Raw genomic sequence first — 21495 nt, forward strand, 5'->3', positions numbered from 1 at the left:
TATAATAATATCTTTGACAACGCTCAAGGGGGAATACCATCAGGTTTGGCTCAAAACCCAATCCGAGAATGCCCGCACTGCGCCAATTGGAGCGGTTCTGTGCGGTTGAACTAAGAAATACCCGTATTCAGGCAGAACGGTTTCCGACAACCTAAACAGCCCTGCCCCATTCAAGTTTTCCCCAACCAAGTCATCCATCAAAGCGATGCCCTGTCCGTCGATGACCGCTTGCACCCGGACATTCGGGTCAGGAACGATCAGCACATCTCTCCTTGCTTGCCGAGGAAGCTTTGCGACGTTCAGCCAATCTGACCAGGCGCTGCTGTCATCACGATCTCTCAGCAACGTAAGTTGCGACATTGCGCCTTCTATTCCCAACTCATTCACCAGGTCAGCTGCCAACCGATTACCTACAGGATAGGGCCGTAAGTGCATGAACGGTGTAACGGTGCCGTCGCTCCAATTCCCGTTGCCCCACCTGATTGCCAGGTCCACTTCCTGCATCTCTGTCTGCGAAAACTCGACCATCGGTTGAATGCGAAGCTGCACGTCCGGGTGGCTTTGCATGAATGACATAAGGCGCGGCGACAGCCAGCGCGCAGCGAAATAGGTCGAGACACCAACAGTCAAAGAGCGTGATGAAATCCCTTTCAACGCCTGAATTTCGGTTTCGATTTCTTCGTATCGGGTCTGGCAGATTGCGAGCAGTTTCAGTCCTTCACCGGTGAGTGTGACACCACGCGCTGTGCGCTGAAACAAAGCCATCCCCAGATCGGCCTCAAGCGTTTTGATCTGATAACTGATCGCGCCCTTTGTCATATTGAGCGCCGACGCTGCCGTCGAAAAGCTGGAATAGCGGGCGATCTCGGCAAATAGCCTAAGCAGGTCGTGGTGATGAAAGCGGGCAGTCATGAGTACAGCGTACAAATTTTCTGAACACTGAGAAAAGAAATTTTCGATTTTCAAGGCAATTTTTTAAGCCCAAAATTTGCATCTAGTTGCGTGAAACGAAAAGATGACGTTGGATCCTTTGAACGCTGTAGCAGACACATCAACACCGGCGGGACACCGCAGACGCGTACGCCGACGCCGCTTGGCCCGTGACAATGAGCCCTCTGAAAGCACGCCGTTCACGGGGCGCAAGATACCTGCATATAATCTTCTGAGCGAAACGGCACTGACCCGGATCGAAGATCAAGCCGATTGGATTCTAAACAATATTGGTGTCGAGTTCCGGGGGGATCGTACCGCGCTGGATCACTTCGCCCAAACCGGTGCACGCATCGATGGCGAACGTGTACGGTTTGAACCGGGTCACGTCCGCGCGCTTTGCGCTACCGCCCCTTGTGAATTTCAGTTGCATGGCCGAGACCCGGCCAAAACAGTGACACTTGGCGGCGACAACGTTGTGCTGATGCCGGGATATGGCTCTCCGTTTGTCAGCGATCTGGCGAATGGCCGCCGCTATGCGACGTTGGAGGACTTCCGCAATTTCGTCAAGCTGGCCTACACTGCCCCTGCCCTGCACCATTCCGGCGGCACGGTGGTCGAGCCGACAGATGTACCGGTGAACAAACGACATCTGGACATGATGCTGGCGCATCTGACACTGTCGACCAAGCCCTTTATGGGATCTGTCACAGCACCCGAGCGTGCGCGGGATAGTATCGAGATGGCACGCTTGGTCTTTGGGCGCGACTTCATTGAGCGCCACACAGTGATGCAGGCCAATATCAACGTCAATTCGCCGCTGGTTTATGATGATACCATGTCGTCAGCTCTGCGTATCTATTCGGGGGCAGGCCAATGTGTTTGCGTCTCCCCTGCCATTTTCGCGGGCGCTATGGGCCCGCTTTCGCCGGCCGCGGTGGCGGCGCAAACTCTGGCAGAAGCGATGGTTGGCATTGCGCTTGCGCAACTGGTGCGCCCTGGTTGTCCGGTGGTGTTCGGCTCGTTCCACTCCACAATGAACTTGCGTACGGGCGCTCTGACCTTTGGATCGCCAGAGGCGAACATGACTACGATGGCGCTTACACAATTGGGACGAAGGCTTGGCGTGCCTGTGCGTTCCGGCGGCGGGCATATCACCGCCTCCAATGCGCCCGACGGCCACGCGATGCAGGACAGCACCGGTGCCATGTGGTCCACGCTTTTGTCCGGAGCCCATCAGGTTTGGCATGCGGCGGGCTGGCTCGAAGGTGGGCTTGTGATGTCCTACGAGAAATTCATCATGGATCTCGACCACTGTGGCGCGATGCTGAAATTGCTGCAGGGCTTCGAAATGAACGACGAAGCATTTGGTCGTGATGCCTATTTTGAAACGGGCCCAGGCGAAAATTTCCTGTCGACCAATCACACGCTGCGGCACTACGCGACGGCGAATTTTGAGCCACAGATTTCTGACGCCGGACCCTTCGAAACCTGGTCCGAAAATGGTGCTCTTACAGCAGATCAACGCGCCACCAGGCGGTGGCGTCAGATGTTGAACGACTATCAATGCCCCGAAATGGAACCCGGAATCCAGGCCGCGCTTGAAGACTTCGTGTCAGATCGCAAAGCGCGAATGCCGGACGAATGGTACTAGAAAGGATTAACATGACCAAGGAACTCAGCCGCACGTCTGCCCTTGCCTCACGCCACACTGCGCTTGGCTCGGGACTGGAGGATTGGAATGGCATGGGCACGGCCTGGACCTATGACACTGACCCCAATGATGAACATGATGCAGTCCGTGAACGCGCAGGCATGTTTGATATGTCACCTTTGAAGAAAGTGTTCGTGCGTGGTCCTGACGCCCTTGCCGTGCTTGACCACCTAACCACACGGGATCTGTCAAAACTCGCACCGGGGAAGGCAGCATATCTCTGCCTTTTGACTGACAACGGCGGGATCGCCGATGATGCAATCGTGTCCAACAACGGCGACAACGAGTGGATGATCGTACATGGTTCCGGTGACACCATGGCGCTCTTGGAGGCTTCGGCGGCAGGGCGTGACGTCCAGGTCGAATTTACCGACGACTTGCATGACCTGTCCGTGCAGGGGCCGGCCTCGCTGGATATCCTCAATGCTCATATCGACATCGATCTCGCCAAACTGGGCTACTTTGAACATGCGCCTGCTGTGCTCTTTAGTCATCCCTGCCGTATTTCGCGTACCGGATATTCGGGCGAACGCGGCTACGAGATTTTTGCGGGCGGTGCGGTGATCACCGACATCTGGGACAAACTGGCGGATGCAGGCGTCATGCCCTGTTCTTTCACTGCTCTGGACAAGGTGCGTATCGAAGCCGGGCTGTTGTTTTATGGCTACGACATGACCGATGAAAACTCCCCGTGGGAGGTCGGCCTCGGCTTCACCGTCAGCAGGACAAAGGGCGATTTCCGAGGCAAGTCGATGGTCATGGCCTCGAAAGGCGCCGAAAAAGTCAACAATGTCTGTCTGGACATCGATCACTCCGACATGGTCGAAGGTGGGGAGAGACTGTCCCTGGACGGCGAAAATATTGGGGTTATCAACAGCCCCTGTTACTCTCGCCGCCTGAACAAATCGCTTGCGCTTGCGCATGTTCATCCAGGGCTTGAAATCGGGTCCACTCTAAAGGTCTCAGGAAGTGATTTCGCCACAAACGCAACAATTGTGTCCAGCCCAATTTACGACCCTGAAAAAGCTCGCACACATAGTTAGGGAAGTCTTGGCCTGCAGCGACGGTACCTGTGTTCCAGCCTCGCCAGCAATGTCTCGGTATGGTTCACGGATCGATCTTGCCACTTTGCGTTGCGGCTCTTTCGGGCGGCATCGGTTTTTCAAAAGGCAGGGTCGATGTCTGATTTTCGGACAAAGTTATTTGGTGCACAAGCAACGCGGTTACTAGCTCTTCCGTCACATCCTACACGCCATTTTTGGCTGCACACTCCATTCGGGCCGAATTCATAAGACAGTTTGGCGATTTTTTGCTAGTCTATCTTATTGTCACTGCACTCGACTTTACGTGGGGGCGTTGGTCTATTGAAAAAACAAATTTTGAAAGCAGCGGTCGTTCTGAGTACAATCTGGCCGCTTAGTCTGGACGGTGTTGCGGCGCAAACCGCCGAAGAAGTTGAAACGGGCAACCGACTGGCGGCAGTGCTACGGGCCGGCAGAAGTGTCGTGTCGAACAGTCAGGACTTAATCAACAATCCGGATATTACCGACAAAGGGCTGTCCGGTGATGTGTTCTACGAGCAAGTTATTGAGGCCTACTTGGAGGCCAATGGTGAACCACCACTGCATGATGGGTTGGACCCACTGGAGCAAAAGCTTACAGAAACGCAGCTGGACGCTATGGTCACGGTAATCGACGCAAACCAAGAGATAATAAATGCCGAGGGAGTGGCATTCAAAGGATTTATTCCGGCGGTTTTTGCGCGGTTGGTAAATGAACAGTTCGCTGATGAAATTGGCACGTCTGCCATGGTCAAGGTAACGGCGCCTTCAGAACTTGTCCGCAATCGCATGGCCCGTCCGGATACTTGGGAAAACTCGGTCATAGAGGAAAAGTTCAAGGACACATCTTGGACCGAAGGGCAGCCATTTTTCGAAGAAACTAACGTTTCTGGAACACCTGCTTTCCGTATGCTGATTCCAGAATACTACTCTGAGTCCTGTCTTTCATGCCACGGATCGCCAGCGGGTGAAACGGATGTAACTGGTTTCCCAAAGGAAGGTGGGCAACTTGGTGATCTGGCGGGTGCAATTAGCATAACCCTTTTTAGATGAAACAAGAATCTGGTGTGAGTAACAATTGGCGGTGGGTGTCCGAAAATACTATTCCGGTGCGCATAGGATCACTGTCGGCGCTACTGTTAGCTGCTTTGGTCGTGAGCACTATCGTGATGGTCTACGATCTGGCGCGTAACCAGGCCCGCATACAGGACGCAAATACTGAATTTCACCGGCTGGAAGTGGCAGGCCAGGCAGATCGTCAATTTGGAGAGATGAGGTACTGGCTGACGGATCTTTCTGTCAGCTTACTGACACTTTCGGAGCGGCGCGCCAACGAAGCAAGTACAAAGCTCAATAGCAGCCTCGAACAGCTCTCCGATTTTGCACCCGAGTCCGCAGCCAGCGTACAAGAGCAGGCAAACTCCTATTACGATACTTCCATGCAAGCAGCCGATGCTTACACCGACGGCAACAGAGTGCTGGGAAATACTTTACTTGCACAGGCCCGAGTGGCCAGTGATGCCGTCGACAAGACGCTGACGCAATTGGTCGATGACCTATCTGAAAGCGCCGACCAAACCAGAAATGAAGCAACGATTGCCGCCAAGGCAGCGATGAACCGAGCGATCATTGCATGTGTTATCATTGTGATATTGGGAGCGCTTCTTACGTGGCGTGCTCTAAGGTCGATCGTTGTACCACTGCATGCAATCAACATTGCGATTTCAGGCCTAATCCGGGGTGAACGGGATGTCGCGCTGCCGCCCGAAGGCCCTGATGAGCTAGGTCGGATGTCCCAAGCGCTTAGAGCGCTTCGCGACAGCCAGGACAAACGGCGCGAACTAGAAGAAGAAGCGCGTGCGCAGCGCAATACGATTCTGACAGCAATTGAAACAATTCCAGACGGGTTTGCATTGTTCGACAACGAAGACGAGCTCATACTCTTCAATGATCGGTTCCGCAGCATTTTCGCACATGTGGACGACATTTTGGTTCCAGGCACCCGGTTCGAAGACATCTTGCGGCTGCAACTGGAACGAAAATCGGTGGATACCGGCGATGTTCCTGACGAAGAGTGGATTAGCAGCCGGCTTGCACGACATCGCAGACCTGACGGAGATCGCCAAGAAGTCTTGCTGGGTGGCGCATGGATTCAGGTGTCGAAACGCCAGACGCCCGACGGGGGCACGGTCGCTGTTTACAGCGATATTTCTGACCTTAAGTCCAAACAGGAACAACTTGAAGATGCCAACGCGCAGGCGATCGCCGCCAGCTCGGCCAAAAGCCAGTTCCTGGCTTCCATGAGCCACGAGTTGCGCACTCCTTTGAACGCGATCATCGGTTATAGCGAAATGCTGTCTGAAGATGCTCAGGACATGGGATTCGAGACTGCGACGGATGATCTGGAGAAGATCATGGCATCCGGGCGACATCTGCTCTCGCTCATCAACGACGTTCTTGATCTGTCCAAGATCGAAGCGGGCAAAATGGAAATGTACCCGGAACGCTTCGCACTCCGGCCGTTGTTGGACGAAGTCGCGTCGACGGTGGTTCCCTTGGTGAGCAAGAATGGAAATGAACTGGTTCTCTCTTGTGATCTCGAAGACACTGACGAGATCGAAACCGATAAAACCAAGCTCCGGCAGAACCTTTTCAACCTGTTGTCCAACGCGGCGAAGTTTACTGAAGGTGGTAAGATCGAGCTTCTCGTCTCTAAACTCCGGAAGAATGATACGGATTTCTTTCGATTTGCGGTGCGAGATGAAGGTATCGGAATGACGTCGGAGCAACGCGACAAGCTGTTCCAGGCGTTCGTACAAGCTGATCAGTCTACTACGCGCAATTTCGGAGGCACCGGGCTCGGGCTCGCCATTGCGCAGGAATTTACGCGTATGATGGGCGGGCACATCACAGTCGATAGCAAAGAGGGTGTTGGATCGACCTTCTCTTTTGAAATCCCGGCGCGCTATGCTGCTGTGTCCACATTGGTTGCCGATCGCAGTGAAGCGTCACCGGACACTGCTTTGGGCCGCGTTCTGATCGTGGATGATGAAGAAGACGCACGAGACGCGGTTGCACAAATCGTACGCGAGGAAGGGTATGATGTCTTGATGGCATCAAATGCGGAGGCGGGCATGGAAATGGCACGCGCGCAAAAGCCTGACGTTATTCTACTGGATGTTATTATGCCCGAACGCGACGGCTGGTCTATGTTGAAAGAACTCAAGGCAGACTCGAAGCTGTGCGAGACACCCGTCGTCTTGGCCACAATTGTCGCGGATCGCGACATGGGCCTTGCTTTTGGGGCGATCGAACACCTGATAAAACCGATTGATCCAGCTCGGCTGATCGCAACGCTAGATTCAATCGCCTCGGGTCGCGACAAAGACGTGCTGATCGTTGACGACGATATGTCTACGCGGAACCTGTTTCGCCGTATTTTGACGCGCAATGGTTGGACAGTGCGCGAGGCGGCAGACGGTCACGGCGCGCTCAGCCAGTTGAAATCCAAAAGGCCGACTCTGATGGTATTGGACATTATGATGCCTAATGTGGACGGTTTCGATGTGCTAAAAACGGTTCGCACAACTGATGGGCTTGCCGATTTGCCGGTTATCGTAGCCACGTCTAAGGATCTGACGCGGGACGAGCTGGATTGGTTGAAAGCCCATTCAGATGAGGTCATCCGCAAAGGAGATACTGGTCGAGGTGATCTGATTGCGGCGCTGAAACGTCAGTTACAGGACTATTCATAAGTCGGAAAGTTTAAGGCGATGGCAAAGATACTTATTGTGGAAGACAACGATATGAACCTCGATATGCTGTCGCGTCGGCTCCAAAGAAAAGGATACGAAACCGTATCGGCCCGCGATGGTCAGGCTGGCGTCGAACAAGCCCTATCGGATAAACCAGATCTGATTTTAATGGACATGAGCCTGCCCGTAATCGACGGTTGGGAGGCGACAAGACAAATAAAAGCAAACCCAGACACGAAAACTATCCCAGTTGTCGCTTTAACTGCCCATGCGATGCAAAGTGATCGCGACAAAGCCATGGAGGCAGGATGCGACGAATTCTATACCAAGCCGATCGAACTGCCTGGGTTGCTGGAGATTATTAAAAAACTGCTGGACGGGTAGCGCGGCATGGTTTCCAAGAACCGAAAAGACAAGTTGGCACTAGCTACCCGCATTTCCCAAAACCTCAATGGGCCGTCAGAAGCGATCGTAGGGTTTCATAACCTGCTGATCGAGGAGGTGCGCAAAACTGGGCCAGAAGCCGCGTTAAAGGATTTGCAAAAGATTGGCGCCGCCGCCAGCAACCTTGTTCAGATGATCGAATTGTTGGGGAAAAGTGCGCACCAAATCTCGGCCGACAAAGACGCTCAGGCAAAATTACGGCATGATTTACGCTCACCGATCAATGCGATCATTGGTTATTCCGAAATGGTTCTGGATGATTTCGAGGCAGATCTGAAGCCTTCGGCTCGCAGCGACATAAACGCGATCCTGAGCGAAGCGCGTAAGCTGGCGCTACAGATCGACAGCACCATCAGTGATGCGGACATTCCGCAAAGCGCTGAGGACAGTGACCGGGATCAGGAAATTGCGGCCAGCCTTGAACGCAGCCTTGCGAGCTCAGATGCCGGTCGCGAAGCCCTGACCGGGCGTATCTTGGTGATCGATGACGAGACGGCTAATCGGGAAATCCTGACTCGTTTGCTAGAGCGCCGAGGACACAGTGTGCGATCGGTCGGCTCGGCCAGCGAAACTTTTGAAGCACTAGATCGCGAGGGCTTCGACCTTGTTCTGTTGGATATCCTAATGCCAGAGGTAAATGGCATCGACGTCCTCGAAAGAATGAAAAAAGATCCGTCTTGGCGCGAAATACCCGTGGTCATGGTTTCAGGTCTGAACGAGACAAACGCTATCGCCAAATGTATCAGTGTCGGCGCTGAAGACTATTTGCCAAAACCTATCGACCCGGTGTTACTGCACGCGCGCGTGGATGCCTGCATGGAACGCAGTCGCTGGCGCGCTAAGGAATTGGCGTTCACAAATGAGATCACCTACGAACGTGACAGGGCAGACAAATTGCTGCACTCGATGCTGCCCGCGCCGGTTATCAAACGACTAAACGATGGCGAGACAAACATCGCTGATCGTTTCGTCGGCGCCACCATAATATTCGCGGATATCGTGGAATTTACACCACTAGTAGCCCGCATGGACGCCGGTGACCTGATCCTGGAATTGTCAAACTTGTTCACTGCATTTGATGACCTGGCCACCCTGCACGGTATCGAAAAGATCAAGACGATTGGAGACGCCTACATGGCGGCATCGGGTATTCCTTTGCGTCGCGAGGACCACGCGATAGCGGCAATAAGCTTTGCACGTGACATCCTGAGAACGATGTCCGACAGCACAGTTAGTAGCGCGGGTTTGCAAATCCGCATCGGTATCCATTCCGGACCCGTCATTGCTGGTCTGATTGGGCGAAAACGTTCAATTTATGATGTTTGGGGGGAAACCGTGAACCTTGCCAGCCGTCTCGAGGCCACGGGAAGGTCAGGGCACATCCACATCTCCGAGGAAACCAAAGATGCACTGGGTGACCATTTGTCCAACGCGGAAGCGCAAACTCATTTTGTAAAAGGAGTGGGAGAAATAACATCCTACTTCGTATCTTAAGGCTTGTGACACGGTTCTGAGCCCCATCAGTTCGACCGTTTGATAATTTCGAGTTGGAACTTGGCCAAACGGCCTAATTTGTGTCTCCAAAAGCGGATCGTTGCGTTTGCAAACCCTTGGTTCTGGACCAATAAATTTGTTGTCCCCATCTCGGCGACATGGTTCAAGCACCTGAGATGTGGGGGTCATGTTGAGTAGTCTATTCTGGTTGTTGGACGAGTAGATGGCGCGGCTATAGCCTTACTGCGCAAAGGGCCATGATTTCGTCCAGATTCCGGTAAGACACTCCGTACCGCAGGTAGAAGATAACCGCGAGTGTGATCACGTCATTCGGAAAATGCGCGCCTTCAACGAGATTGTCACGGCCTGCTCCTGTCATGTTCTTGTGCACGCGACCAGGAACGCACTCGACCTGACAGGTAGAGGCAAAGTTTGCGACAGCCCCCCCCCCCTCTAACCGCGCTCAGCCATGATCTGTCGCAAACTTGAGTTCAAGGAGCATTATGATAGCACAGCGCCAGTTTCCATAATGATCATTAAAACAGCTTTTTGCTCACTATATTGATGATCCGCATTTGCGCGAGCTTTTAGATGTTATGCGGCCAATGGAAACGTACATCAGCCGCTTTGTTCTGATTTCGCCACTAAACTAACCAAGGTGGCGCGCGATCTGTTCTATCAGTTCTTGAGCATCCTCGGTCGATACTCCCCGCACTCGGACTCGAATGCGAACTTCATCTGGTGACAGCTCGGCCTGTACTGTCCCCCCTCCACCCAACTTGATCGGTGTCAACGGTTGGACTAGCTGCGGACGCCCGCCACGGGGCTTATCGGTAGCAGGCGGAGGAGACGACTTCATTGCATTTTCCAGAGCGTCCCATTCGGTTTTAGGGTCAATAACCTCTGCCTCTGCCAGTGCACGACGAAGTTTGCTCTGAGCCCCCCCTCTCAGCGCCGATGCGAGTTTTAAACCCGCCTTCTCCGAAAGCGCCACAGGATGTTGCAGCAGGTCACCGAGAGCTTCATGGACCATAGCAAAACTGCGAACTTTTGATCTCTTGGCTTTGGAGGCAGCTGCAAACAAGACATCGACTGCTGCCTCGGTAGATTCGAATATCCCCTGCCCTACTGCCAGAACTGCGATACGTCCACGCTCGTATGGGCTTAGGTTAGAGCGTAGCTCATTTTCTTCGACCATCGATACGTAAGCCCCCTGCCCCGAACCAGCACCTCTCACGAAGGCAGGAATGGTTGCAAACCGATCATCTGTTTTAGACAAACGTCTAAAAGCGTTTAAGCGCCTGAACCCCGAAATAAGACCATAGCTTTCGCCTTCACGCGTCACTTCAATAGGTGTACGCAACCCGTTTGTTCTCAAAGACTCCAAAAGCTCCGCCATAGCCTCTTCGTCTTCGACCATCCGATCTCGACGAATATACTCAGCATCAATCGACTCAATCGGTAGCATTTCAGCCACCAAACCCGCATCCTTTGCGTCTCGCCACCTTGCTGCGTCGCTTTGATCCTTGGCTAATTCCACACGGTCCGTGACAGTCGCCATTCCGCTTAAGGATGCAGCCTCTGCTGCTACCTGTGCAATCGGTGGTGTAGGCGTTGTACCGTCAAACGGGTTCAAAGAAGGTTTCGCGGCGAAACCCACCTCCAACTCTTCTAATTCCGCTGTGTTTGGAACAGCAAGTCTTCTACGTTTAGCCATTCGACTCTCCTCCCATTTGGGCATCCCGCCACCAACAACCTATTAGAACTTCTTTGAATTCCGCGTAGGTACGATCAAAAGTTTCACGTCCACGGACATAGGTTTCGCGGTTAAAATCTCGGTAGTCAGCCTCGTAAATACCGTTCACTTGTTCACCCGCCTGCCCGACCAAAGCAGTGAAGTCCTGTCGGTAAGCGTTCATGAAGTCACCAAAATACGCCTGGATCACGTTCGCCATATCTGTCTGTTGGCTGGCATCAAATCGGGTAATGATTGCCCGAACGACATCCCATTCGAACTTCAACTCTGGCAATCCGGCTGCTCGCTGGGCGGTGTTCTCCCCATCTTCGATACTTGCGAACGTCGTATACAGCATGTCAAAGAAGCGGCCGGTTGAATCGAACTCCAGGAATGACGCTCCAAGCGGGACCAAAAGGATATCCGCTGCAGCCAATGCGTTGATCGTTAGGTACCCAAGTGCAGGAGGGGTATCAATGAATACGATGTCGTAATCGTTTAGAACACCTTCAGTCTCAAGAAAGTTGGTCAGACCATCCCACAATGGCCAACTTTTTAACCCCATACGCCAGACCGGGATCTGGAACTCTGCCCAATACAAATTCAGTTGGGCCCCTATAAGGTCGATATTGGGCCAATGGGTTTTCTGAATAACATCAGTTGGACTTGTTGCTAGCGCCTCTTGCAGTGTTTCATCCAAAGGGATTTCGGCCTGCCCGCCAACCTGCCGGACACGGTTCTCTTCTTGAACAGCCCTCGCGTAATCTTTGGCTATCAGCGGAAATACTGTTTGCCACTCGTCCGCAACTGTTCCGCCAAGAATTGACGTCATCGATCCCTGGCTATCTAGATCAATCACCAGAACTTTGTAGCCATCTAATGCCGCAGACATAGCAAGGTGAGCCGCGGTTGATGTCTTGCCAACGCCCCCTTTGAAGTTCGCTACTGATACGACTTTGGCAGGCAGGCCTTCCGGACGATATGGCAAGTATTCCTTAGTACTGACACCTTCCGCGGCAAAGTGTTTTCTAAGCGTCAGAACCTCTTCAAGAGTAAACCACTTTGAACCTGCTTCCCCCTCGCCTTGTGGGAGCTCGATATTTGCTTTGAGGACGCGTCTTAGGTGAGCTGGCGCTACGGGAATTAAGTATTTGGTGATCTCCCAGATAGAGAAACGACGTAACCGTTTTTCACCGTCGGGTGCGTAACCTCTCCTGGCTAAATCCTCGCGCCCTTTTGCGCAGAAAGTAGCAGCTTTAGCGAATCGTGAAGTTCCAATAGGATCAGGTAGCTTTGCAGCTGCTTTTTCCGGATCGAGATTGAGATAAGGGGGCAGGGGAGGTTGGTTGTTCTTATTCACTGTCGGTACCTCAGGTAATGTTCGCCTTGGCGGCGTATATAACGCAATGTAGCGAACATTTGGATGAGAGGCTATCCTCCCTCTTTGTTTTTTCCACTGAAGTTGTAGTTGCCGCCAGGTTTCGCCACGAAACTTGAAGAATCAATAAAGCAGAACGCAACAAATCGTTTAGTTATTTTGTATAATTTAGAATCTTTGGCGTGAAAAAAACTATTTAATACAAGAGATTAAATGTTGTTGAGTAACCATTTACAGGGTCAAGGGGACCCGCATACGGGATTATAGGTACCCAAGTACAGGACGTATGGCGCCAAGTTACGGTTAGATGGGGCCCGATTCTCAGGACGCCAGTATCTACCTTGAAAAAGGCTCTAAATTAGGGTTCAGGGCACGAGAGTTTGCGTGTTCTTTGCTTCGTGCGAATCTTTCCCATGCGTTTCTGTGGATAACTTTTGGGCTTACTTCGAAAGGTACCCGTCCACAGGATCGGCGTCATCCTGTATATAGGCACCTAAAATAGTTTGCAACTCAGGTACCTATCATGCAAATAATGAGCAAACGAGCAGCCAGGCAGAATCATGCCGGATACACAAGTAAACATGGACAACCTCTCAGGCGCGTTGCGTCGGGAGACAGTTAAGAAAAACGTCGCCGCGATTCACATCAGCGGGAAGTTGACGCTGTTGCAACGCAAGTTGTCGAACGTGTTGTTGTTGAATGCATATGACGCGCTGACGTCCGCCCCGACCCATACAATTGACGCCCGGACGTTGGCGATGATGGTTGGGTATAACTCAAACGACTTTGACACGTTGCGAGCAAGCTTGCGCGCTCTGGCTGAAACGGTCGCTGAATGGGACATGTTGGATGAGCAGGGACGCCAGGAATGGGGTGTTTCATCTTTGTTGAGTTTTGCGAAGTTGAAGAATGGAATCTGTGAATACGCGTATTCACCAGCATTGGCGCAGAAACTTTATGATCCGAAAATCTACGCGTTAATAAATGTCCAGATTCAGAGAAATTTTAGTTCAGGACACGGCTTAGCGCTTTATGAAAATTGTTATCGATTTGTCCGGACAGGATCGACGGGTTGGTGGGCGTTGGATGTCTTCAGAAAGCTCATGGGGGTCGACGGAAGCGATTACTATGGCAGCTTCAAGCACCTGAATGCCAAGATCATTAAACCAGCTGTCGCCGAAGTTAACAAAAGCTCTGATATTCTCATTGAGCCTGAATTCCAGAAGAAAGGCCGCACAGTTACAGATATCCGGTTCCTGATAAAGGGTAACCCGCAGAAAGCGATGTTTGAGATTGATGATGAAGATGGCGTTCGCAATCTGACAATCTACAAGACGCTGCGCCAGCAAGGTGTGTCCGACAGGTTGGCGCGACAATGGATTTCTGAACATGGCGAAGACTATGTTCGGGAAAAGCTCGAATATGCCAAGGGCAGGGATGGAGTTAAATCGACTCTTGGTTTCCTGTCCGCTGCCTTGCGGGACAACTATCAAGCGCCAGAAAAGAAGACGTCGGCGGTGCCAGGCCCATCGGTGGGTGAAGCTGTAAAACGCAGGACTGCCGAACAAGAGCAGCAGGACAAGGAATACGAAGCAAGAACTGTAGAGCGGACCGAACGTGCGCGGCGATTGGCAATTGTTGAGGACCTGGTTTCGCGGCGAAACCCAACGCAACGCGATGCCGACAAGCGGCTCTTTCTATCGGGCCTTGATAATGATCTCGACCGAGAACATTTCAGAGCTCATGGGTGGCGATCAGGGTTGAACGCCACAAAGATATTTGAATTCTGGGAGGAGCTTGAACCGGAAGCTTTCACCTGAGCGTTGTTTCAATAACGTTCATCCAGGGCTATTGCTTTTTGAGCGCAGATTTTAGGGCGTCACCAAGTGCGCTGTGGTGCGCGTTTTCTCTAGATTTTGCGTATTGCGCCTGTTTCCCTTTTGGGCGGTATGGGCGTTTTTCTGTACCCTTGCCGTCCTGTTCTTTACGCGCCGAAGCTCCGCCATCCTTTCGCATGGTCAGAGCAATACGTTTGCGTTGCACGTCAACCTCGACCACGGTGACGTTGACCACTTGGCCCGTTTTCACCACTTCATGCGGGTCTTTGACAAACCTGTCCGCAAGCTGACTGACATGGACCAAACCGTCCTGATGCACGCCCACGTCGACGAAAGCGCCAAACGCGGCCACATTGGTGACTGTCCCTTCCAGCACCATTCCAGGTTTCAGATCGGTAATCTCTTCGACCCCATCAGTAAACGAAGCGGTCACGAAACTAGGGCGGGGATCACGACCTGGCTTTTCCAGCTCTGAGAAAATGTCTTGCACAGTCGGAAGGCCAAAATCTTCATTCACGAACTGTTCTACGCGCAGCCCTTTCAAGGCACCGTCATGCCCCATGATTTGGCGAATATCACGACCACAGGCAGATACGATCCGTTTCGCAATTTTGTATGCTTCTGGATGCACCGAGGACGCGTCCAAGGGTTCCACGCCATCCCGTATCCGTAAAAAACCTGCGCACTGCTCATAGGCGCGCGGCCCAAGACGCGCGACGCGCAGCAACTCCTTGCGGGACTGGAACGCGCCGTTGAGATCACGATGCATAACAATTGCCTCCGCAAGGCCGGGCCCAAGACCAGAAACGTGTGAGAGTAGGGGGGCAGAGGCCGTATTCAGATCCACACCCACAGCATTCACAACGTCTTCGATTACGGAAGCCAGCGACTGTGACAGGCGATGTTGATCAACGTCGTGCTGGTATTGACCGACGCCAATGGATTTTGGTTCGATTTTTACCAGTTCTGCCAGCGGATCCTGCAAGCGGCGGGCAATCGAAACAGCGCCACGCAGCGATACATCTAGGTCTGGAAATTCACGCGCGGCCAATTCTGATGCCGAATAGACCGAAGCTCCGGCTTCTGAAACGACAACCTTGGTTGGGGCTTTGACGCCCTTTGGCAGCAGTTTTAACGTGTCGGCAACCATCTTTTCGGTCTCGCGGCTCGCCGTGCCGTTGCCGATAGCGATGAGGTCAATCTTATGGGCTGAGATCAAGCGCAGGATCGCCGCCCGCGATCCGCGCAAATCATTCTTGGGTTGGAATGGGTGCAAGGTTTCCGTCGCAACCACCTTGCCTGTTGCATCAACGACTGCGGCTTTGACGCCGGTTCGGATTCCAGGGTCCAACCCCAAGGTAGCCCGCGCGCCGGCAGGTGCGGAAAACAGTAAGTCTTTGAGATTGCGGGAAAAAACATGAATTGCTTCGTCTTGTGCACGGCTGCGTAAATCGGCCATCAGCTCGACCATCATCGCAAGGGACAGTTTTACCCGCCACGTCCAGCCGGCAACTTTCCGCAGCCATTTATCACCGGGTGCATCGCTGCGTGTCTGCAGATGAGCAGCCACCATAGCTTCGGCTCGCGCGGCGCCAGCCTCGGGCTCGGGGGCGATGTCCAGCGTCACGATCCCCTCTTTCGAAGCCCGTAACATTGCCAGGGCGCGGTGCGATGGGGTCTTGGCCCAAAGCTCCGAATGATCGAAGTAGTCGCTGAATTTGGCGCCTTCTTGCTGTTTACCCTCGATCACTTTCGAGGTCAGCAAGGCCTCGCGTTGCATGAAATTCCGTAATTCACCCAGAAGGGCGGCGTTTTCAGTCAACCGTTCAGTGATTATGTCCCGCGCGCCATTCAATGCGTCCTTTGTTGTGGGAACCGCATCACTAATGTAACCCTGTGCCAGCCTTTCGGGATCGGTGGAACGGTTCGATAGGATTGCATCGGCAAGCGGTTCCAGCCCGTTTTCGCGCGCAATCATCGCCTTGGTGCGGCGCTTGGGCTTGTAGGGCAGGTAGATGTCTTCCAGTTGGGCTTTGGTGTCTGCCTGCGCGATGGATTTCGCCAACTCGTCGGTCAACTTGTCCTGATCCTTGATTGAACTCAGGATGGTTGCGCGCCGCGCCTCTAGTTCGCGCAGATAGGTCAAACGGTCCGACAAAGTTCGAAGTTGCGTGTCATCCAACCCGCCAGTCACCTCTTTGCGGTAACGCGCCACGAATGGAACCGTGGCCCCTTCGTCCAGCAATTTTACCGCTGCACCGACCTGTTCGGCGCGGGCGTTGATTTCGGTGGCGATGGTGCGGGCGATGCGGTCCAAGGGGGCCTCCTGAATTCAATTGGGAGGAACTTCTTAGCCAGCCGCACCGCTAAGGGAAAGAGAAGATCGCGGGCCTTACACCTATTCGGCCAAAACCAGCAAATCTTCGTACAGGGTTTTCGCGATCTCAACGTGTCCACGGGCGGTGTTGCGTGCGCGAGCAGCAAAACGTCTTTGCGACGGCAGGCGCGCACCCTGATCGACGATGTCGGCAAACAAGCGTTCGGCGCGCTCATCATTTGCTGCGGCACGACCACCGCTGAACTGGGCGGGGTCAAAAGCCAGAATGATCTCGCCGTGATAGGGCGCGCCGCCTTGGCCCTCGGCAAACTCCATGCTTTCCAGGCTGGTCAGGTCGTCGATCAACGGACCGGCCAACAGCTCGATCATGATCGACAAGGCCGAGCCTTTGTAACTGCCGAAGGTGAGCATCGCCCCCTCCATCGCGGTCTGCGGATCAGTGGTCGGATTTCCATATTTGTCTATGGCGACGCCTTCGGGCAGGGGCTTACCCGCCCTGTGATAAAGCTCAATCTCACCACGGGCAAAGGCGCTGGTGGCAAAATCAAACGTGAATGGGTCTTTGCCCTGACGCGGCCAGCTGAAAGCCAGCGGGTTCGTACCCAAACTACCCCGAGTGCCCCCAGCCGGTGCGACCCAGCTGTGGCTGGGCACCATCGCCATCGCGGCCAGACCTTCTGAAGACAGACTTTCCACTTCGGGCCAAAGGGCCGAGAAGTGAAAACAGCGGTTGATTGCCATTGCAGCGATGCCGTGGGTGCGGGTCTTTTCGATCAGCACAGGCAATGCTTCGCGAAAAGCCAGCAAAGACATGCCTCCGCGCGCATCGACACGAACAATGGCATTATCCGAAGGCGCAAGAGCCGGGGCCACATGCCCGTCAATCTTGCCGGTCTTCATGGTGTCATTACACATGAACAGGCGGAACAACCCATGAGATTGGCAATCGTCGACCTGGCAGGTCGTCAATACATCGGCAATGGCGGCCGCGTGTTCCGGGCCAAACCCCGACTTGGTCAGGATGGACAGGCTGAGGTTTCGGATCTCGTCCAGTGTCAGTTTGACCGTGTCGCTCATGCCGCGCGTCTCCCTTGTCTGAGGTCAGACAAGGGATAGCGTGGCGGTACGTGTAAAGGGAACCCGCTTTATTGGATTGGTTCAGGTTTAACCCTGTGCTTCGGCTTGCAAATAGGCGATCACATTCACGATATCGGATTCCTTTTTCAGGCCGCGAAACTGCATCTTGTTGCCGGGAACTGTGCCTTTGGGATCCGCCAGAAAGGCGGTCAGGGTGTCGGTTGTCCAGACGATACCCGACCCCTTTAGAGGTTCCGAGAACTTAAATCCGTCAGCTTGACCCGCCGTAGCGCCGATAATGCGGTGAAGCGATGGGCCCACCGTATGGCGGTTTTCGTCCAACTTGTGGCAAGCGCTGCATTTACGGAACACCTTCTTACCTGCTTTGACGTCACCTTCGATAGCAACCGCAGCAGTTACGGCGGTGGCGGCAGGTTCGGCTTGGGCTGTCTTTTCGTCCAGGTTGAATATCAGACGCGCTGTGATGGGTACGGTCCGGGTGATGCCGGGCAGGTCGGCCAATTCCATCAACTTTTCCACACCAGCATCGACGCCTGCATCTTCTGTACTGATGAACACCATGTCATTTGTTGAAACCAAGACGGATGTTTCAGACAGGCGCGCCACAAACATCTCGGCATCAAACGCTACTTCTGTGCCTGCCAACGAAAGCATCGCATCGACATCGACAATCGTGGTTTGGCCAACGCTCAGGGCCGTTACATCTGCCATGTCGAACTGCGCCGTCAGTGAAGCTGTACCCGCTTTTTGGAACACGTATTCGACCATACGTTCATTGCGAATGTCGATATTGGTTTCCACCGACAAAAGGTCAATTTCAATATCGGCTTTCCCGTCGGGTCCAACCTGACCGGAGAGGCCTGTGAAAGAGTTTACCTCGCCCACGGTGTCTTTTTTGATCGAACCATAGGCCAGATGCGAGCCTTCAGGGTCCAGCGTCCAAGTTTGCGCAAGAACCGGGGTTGCAACAATTGCCGACGCAATCGTGACTGCCTTCAACAGAAGTTTCATTTCTTTCCTCCTCGGGTTATGTCAGTCCTGACCCCGCGGGCCCGGTCCGTGAAAAGCAAACACACACAGGTCGCGATTTATTCGATGAGTCCCGATATTTCCTCCGAACAGGCCGTGCGCGGCGCAATCCAGACGCATTCCAAACGGGTCTGGCGGTTTGGTCTTGCACTTTCGGGGGCGTCGGATGTTGCCGATGATTTATTGCAATCGACGTGTCTGCGTGCGTTGGAGCGTCATCATCAGGTTACGTCGTATGATCGGCTGGACAGTTGGCTGATGACGATCTGCCGCTCGATCTGGCTGAATGAGGTGCGCGCACGCTCGGTGCGTAAGGCCCAGGCGCTGTCCGTAACGCCCGAGGCCGAATTGGTTGCGACCGGACCGGATTCAGAAACGAATATTTTCGCCGCTGAGGTGTTTACACAAGTAATGGAGTTGCCAGAAGCGCAGCGGGAGACAGTCATGCTTGTGTTTGTTGAAGGATACAGCTACCGCGAAGCCGCCGCGTTGCTGGAGGTGCCAATAGGCACTATCATGGGCCGGTTGTCCAACGCCCGGCAAAAACTGAAAAACGTGATGCAGCATGATGCGGCAGACACCGTTCGACGGAGTGGCAAATGAAGTTTTCCGACGAGACGCTGAGGGCGTATCTGGAAGGCAATGCGGATGCGGCCGAGGCCGCCGCAATCGAAGCGGCGATCGAAACCGATCTTGCACTGGAACAACGCCTGATGACACTGGACCCGCTGGCATCTGTGGTGCAATCAGTGTTTGACAACATCCCTGCGGATGAGCCGAAGATTGAATTGCCGCAGCCAATGCCGGTCAGTACGGCCGACACCTCAGGCGGTCTCTGGCGCTTGATGGCAGTTGCCGCGTCGGTTGCCGTCGTGGCCGTGTCCGCAACTTTCTGGGCGACACGGCCAGAGCCAATGGGTTGGGCCGAACAGGCAGCAATCTATCAGTCGCTTTATTCGCCGGACACGATTGAATCGTTGGACAGTTCTCCGGTTGCGCTGGATGCGCAATTTGCGCGGGCTGAGGCACAGTTGGGCCGATCGCTTAACCGGGACACACTTGAGACGCTGCCCGGGCTGGAATTGAAGCGCGCTCAGGTACTGTCCTTTAAGGGAAAACCTCTGATCCAGGTAGTTTTTGCGGATGATCAGGGCCAGCCGCTGGCCTTCTGTGTGATCCGCCAGGGGGAAGGTGCGCCGGCAAAGGATGTCAAACTTGCGGCGATAAGTGGTGTTGCCACTGCGACATGGGCGCAGGATGGATATGGCTATATGCTAATCGGCAGCAGCAAGCAGACCGATCTTGACCAGCAACTGAACATTCTGACCACAACATTCGCAGGTTGACCGGGGGGCAGGGCGGAATACGTCTTGTGAACCGCACGAAATGTCCGAAATATAGCGGGCATGACGATGAAACCTGTGATGCCGGACCCGGATGAGGACGACGACGCGATCGGTCCTCCCAGCATCTATGACATCGACCCGGCTGAGGAAGATGATCTTTGGTTCCTCCCTCCCGATGAAGGTATGGCACAGGGCGTATTTCTGCCCCCCGGTCCGGCAGTCGATCGCCGTCTTCTGTTTGACCCAAGGGATTGGCGCGCGGCGCAGGCCGAGCTGTCTTATGAACTGGCGGAACTGGCGGCCACGTTTGGGGCGTTGGACGAACGTTTGCGCGCAGGGCCGACAGGGTGGGGACACCGGTTGGCGCTGATGGATGTGTCTGATCTGGGCTGGTGGACAGGGGATAGGATCGGTGTCGACCGGCTTGCATTGTGGGTCGGATTACGGATTGGCGCAACCGGCGATGATGTCCAGGCGATGTTCCGGGCAGGCTGGGCCGTGCGCCGTCTGACGGCGGGGGCTGGCCCGGCAGAAGACGGCTGGGCCACTGGCCTGACCGCATTTCTTGATCGCATGTCACAGGGCATCGAAGACATGCCAGAGGCGATCGCCGATTTGGCTGAGATTATGCAGAACGCAGAAGGCTTGCATCCCGTCACGCAGGCCGCAATCGGGTTTCATGCCTGGCGCGCCCTGTCAGAAGGCGTTGGTCAGGACACTGAGGCAGCGATCATTGCAGCCCGACATGCTGCGTCGATGGGGCGGGGTGGGGCGATCTTCATGCCGTTGGCGCTGTCGGGTCCGGGGGCGTTGCGCGGGGTTGGTGAGCCGCAGGAGAAACTCTCAGCCTGGATCAGAGGGGCAGGGCAGTCGATTTTGGCGGCCTTGTTGCACCTGGATCGGGTCAGCGCCTGGGATCAGCGTGCCCGCGAGGCGACAAGTGACCTGAGCGGTCGCACGCCACCGCGCCTGATCGACGCGCTGACCGCATGGCCCATGGTGTCGGCGCCGCTTGCCGAGGACCTGACGCAGGCTTCGCGCGCTGCGGTGCAACGCAATATCGACCGTTTTATGGGGCGCGGCTTGATCCGAGAGGTAACGGGGCAGGGGCGTTACCGGGTCTGGACCGCGACGCTGTAATCTTTGAACAGCCCGCGATATGTCCGGGCAGTAAGCGCGGCTTGGTCTTCGGTCTTTTCATGTGCTTCAGTTACTCAGACGAAGACCGAGAGAACCGTCGCAATTCCGCTGGGAAACAGGTTGCGCCGATGGTTCTTTGGGTACAATGGCAGCATCTACCTCAAGATGGTGTCGATGGATGCTGCATGTCTAATT

16 protein-coding genes are annotated in these 21495 nt (G+C 54.2%); 10 read left to right on the plus strand and 6 right to left on the minus strand.

The window, feature by feature from the left end; genetic code table 11:
• Positions 1–39: 39 nt before the first annotated feature.
• Entirely contained in the window at positions 40–912 is an 873-nt protein-coding gene (locus AC2FLJ_RS21240; RefSeq protein WP_496699232.1) for a LysR substrate-binding domain-containing protein, read from the minus strand.
• A gap of 103 nt (positions 913–1015) precedes the next feature.
• Here AC2FLJ_RS21240 and AC2FLJ_RS21245 point away from each other — a divergent pair, with 103 nt between their 5' ends.
• The 6 genes from AC2FLJ_RS21245 to AC2FLJ_RS21270 all read left to right on the plus strand — a co-directional run bounded on the left by AC2FLJ_RS21245 (position 1016) and on the right by AC2FLJ_RS21270 (position 9398).
• Entirely contained in the window at positions 1016–2584 is a 1569-nt protein-coding gene (locus AC2FLJ_RS21245) for a trimethylamine methyltransferase family protein (protein ID WP_496699230.1), read from the plus strand.
• Between the two features lie 11 nt (positions 2585–2595).
• The gene (locus tag AC2FLJ_RS21250; RefSeq protein ID WP_496699228.1) at positions 2596–3687 is read left to right on the plus strand and encodes an aminomethyl transferase family protein; all 1092 of its coding nucleotides are present in this window, start codon (positions 2596–2598) and stop codon (positions 3685–3687) included.
• 321 nt (positions 3688–4008) lie between these two features.
• Complete coding sequence (locus AC2FLJ_RS21255; RefSeq protein ID WP_496707511.1) at positions 4009–4758, plus strand: Tll0287-like domain-containing protein; 750 nt, start codon at positions 4009–4011, stop codon at positions 4756–4758.
• Positions 4759–4772: 14 nt separating this feature from the next.
• Positions 4773–7460, plus strand: a complete 2688-nt coding sequence (locus tag AC2FLJ_RS21260) for a response regulator (RefSeq protein ID WP_496707513.1) — start codon at positions 4773–4775, stop codon at positions 7458–7460.
• Positions 7461–7478: 18 nt separating this feature from the next.
• The gene (locus AC2FLJ_RS21265; protein ID WP_058273434.1) at positions 7479–7844 is read left to right on the plus strand and encodes a response regulator; all 366 of its coding nucleotides are present in this window, start codon (positions 7479–7481) and stop codon (positions 7842–7844) included.
• Between the two features lie 6 nt (positions 7845–7850).
• Positions 7851–9398, plus strand: coding sequence for an adenylate/guanylate cyclase domain-containing protein (locus AC2FLJ_RS21270; RefSeq protein ID WP_496707515.1), 1548 nt, complete (start codon positions 7851–7853; stop codon positions 9396–9398).
• A gap of 649 nt (positions 9399–10047) precedes the next feature.
• On the opposite strand, the gene AC2FLJ_RS21275 is transcribed toward AC2FLJ_RS21270, so the two are convergent.
• Together AC2FLJ_RS21275 and AC2FLJ_RS21280 are read right to left on the minus strand one after the other, a co-directional pair.
• Complete coding sequence (locus tag AC2FLJ_RS21275; RefSeq protein ID WP_496707517.1) at positions 10048–11115, minus strand: ParB/RepB/Spo0J family partition protein; 1068 nt, start codon at positions 11113–11115, stop codon at positions 10048–10050.
• Positions 11108–12493, minus strand: a complete 1386-nt coding sequence (locus tag AC2FLJ_RS21280) for an AAA family ATPase (protein WP_496707519.1) — start codon at positions 12491–12493, stop codon at positions 11108–11110. The genes AC2FLJ_RS21275 and AC2FLJ_RS21280 overlap by 8 nt, the downstream gene beginning before the upstream one ends.
• Before the next feature lie 578 nt (positions 12494–13071).
• Here AC2FLJ_RS21280 and AC2FLJ_RS21285 point away from each other — a divergent pair.
• A complete protein-coding gene (locus AC2FLJ_RS21285) occupies positions 13072–14331 on the plus strand; it encodes a replication initiation protein (RefSeq protein ID WP_282121591.1) in 1260 nt (419 codons plus the stop codon).
• Between the two features lie 28 nt (positions 14332–14359).
• Here AC2FLJ_RS21285 and AC2FLJ_RS21290 read toward each other — a convergent pair whose 3' ends face one another.
• From AC2FLJ_RS21290 to AC2FLJ_RS21300, 3 genes are all read right to left on the minus strand, one after another.
• Positions 14360–16666 carry a Tex family protein gene (locus tag AC2FLJ_RS21290; protein WP_496707521.1) on the minus strand — a complete coding sequence of 769 codons (2307 nt, stop codon included), beginning with the start codon at positions 16664–16666 and terminating at the stop codon, positions 14360–14362.
• A gap of 81 nt (positions 16667–16747) precedes the next feature.
• The gene (locus AC2FLJ_RS21295) at positions 16748–17764 is read right to left on the minus strand and encodes an Ldh family oxidoreductase (RefSeq protein ID WP_496699215.1); all 1017 of its coding nucleotides are present in this window, start codon (positions 17762–17764) and stop codon (positions 16748–16750) included.
• 87 nt (positions 17765–17851) lie between these two features.
• Positions 17852–18796: a c-type cytochrome gene (locus AC2FLJ_RS21300; RefSeq protein WP_496707523.1), complete on the minus strand. Its 945-nt coding sequence runs from the start codon at positions 18794–18796 to the stop codon at positions 17852–17854.
• 48 nt (positions 18797–18844) lie between these two features.
• Between AC2FLJ_RS21300 and AC2FLJ_RS21305 the strand changes: the two genes are divergently transcribed.
• The 3 genes from AC2FLJ_RS21305 to AC2FLJ_RS21315 are packed head-to-tail and all read left to right on the plus strand — an operon-like array spanning position 18845 to position 21300.
• The gene (locus AC2FLJ_RS21305) at positions 18845–19417 is read left to right on the plus strand and encodes an RNA polymerase sigma factor (RefSeq protein WP_496707525.1); all 573 of its coding nucleotides are present in this window, start codon (positions 18845–18847) and stop codon (positions 19415–19417) included.
• A complete protein-coding gene (locus tag AC2FLJ_RS21310) occupies positions 19414–20160 on the plus strand; it encodes an anti-sigma factor (RefSeq protein ID WP_496707527.1) in 747 nt (248 codons plus the stop codon). Before AC2FLJ_RS21305 ends, AC2FLJ_RS21310 begins: the two co-directional genes overlap by 4 nt.
• 60 nt (positions 20161–20220) lie before the next feature.
• Complete coding sequence (locus AC2FLJ_RS21315; RefSeq protein ID WP_496707529.1) at positions 20221–21300, plus strand: helix-turn-helix domain-containing protein; 1080 nt, start codon at positions 20221–20223, stop codon at positions 21298–21300.
• Positions 21301–21495 lie beyond the last annotated feature (195 nt).

The sequence above is a fragment of the Ruegeria sp. CDSA034 genome (assembly GCF_059612275.1).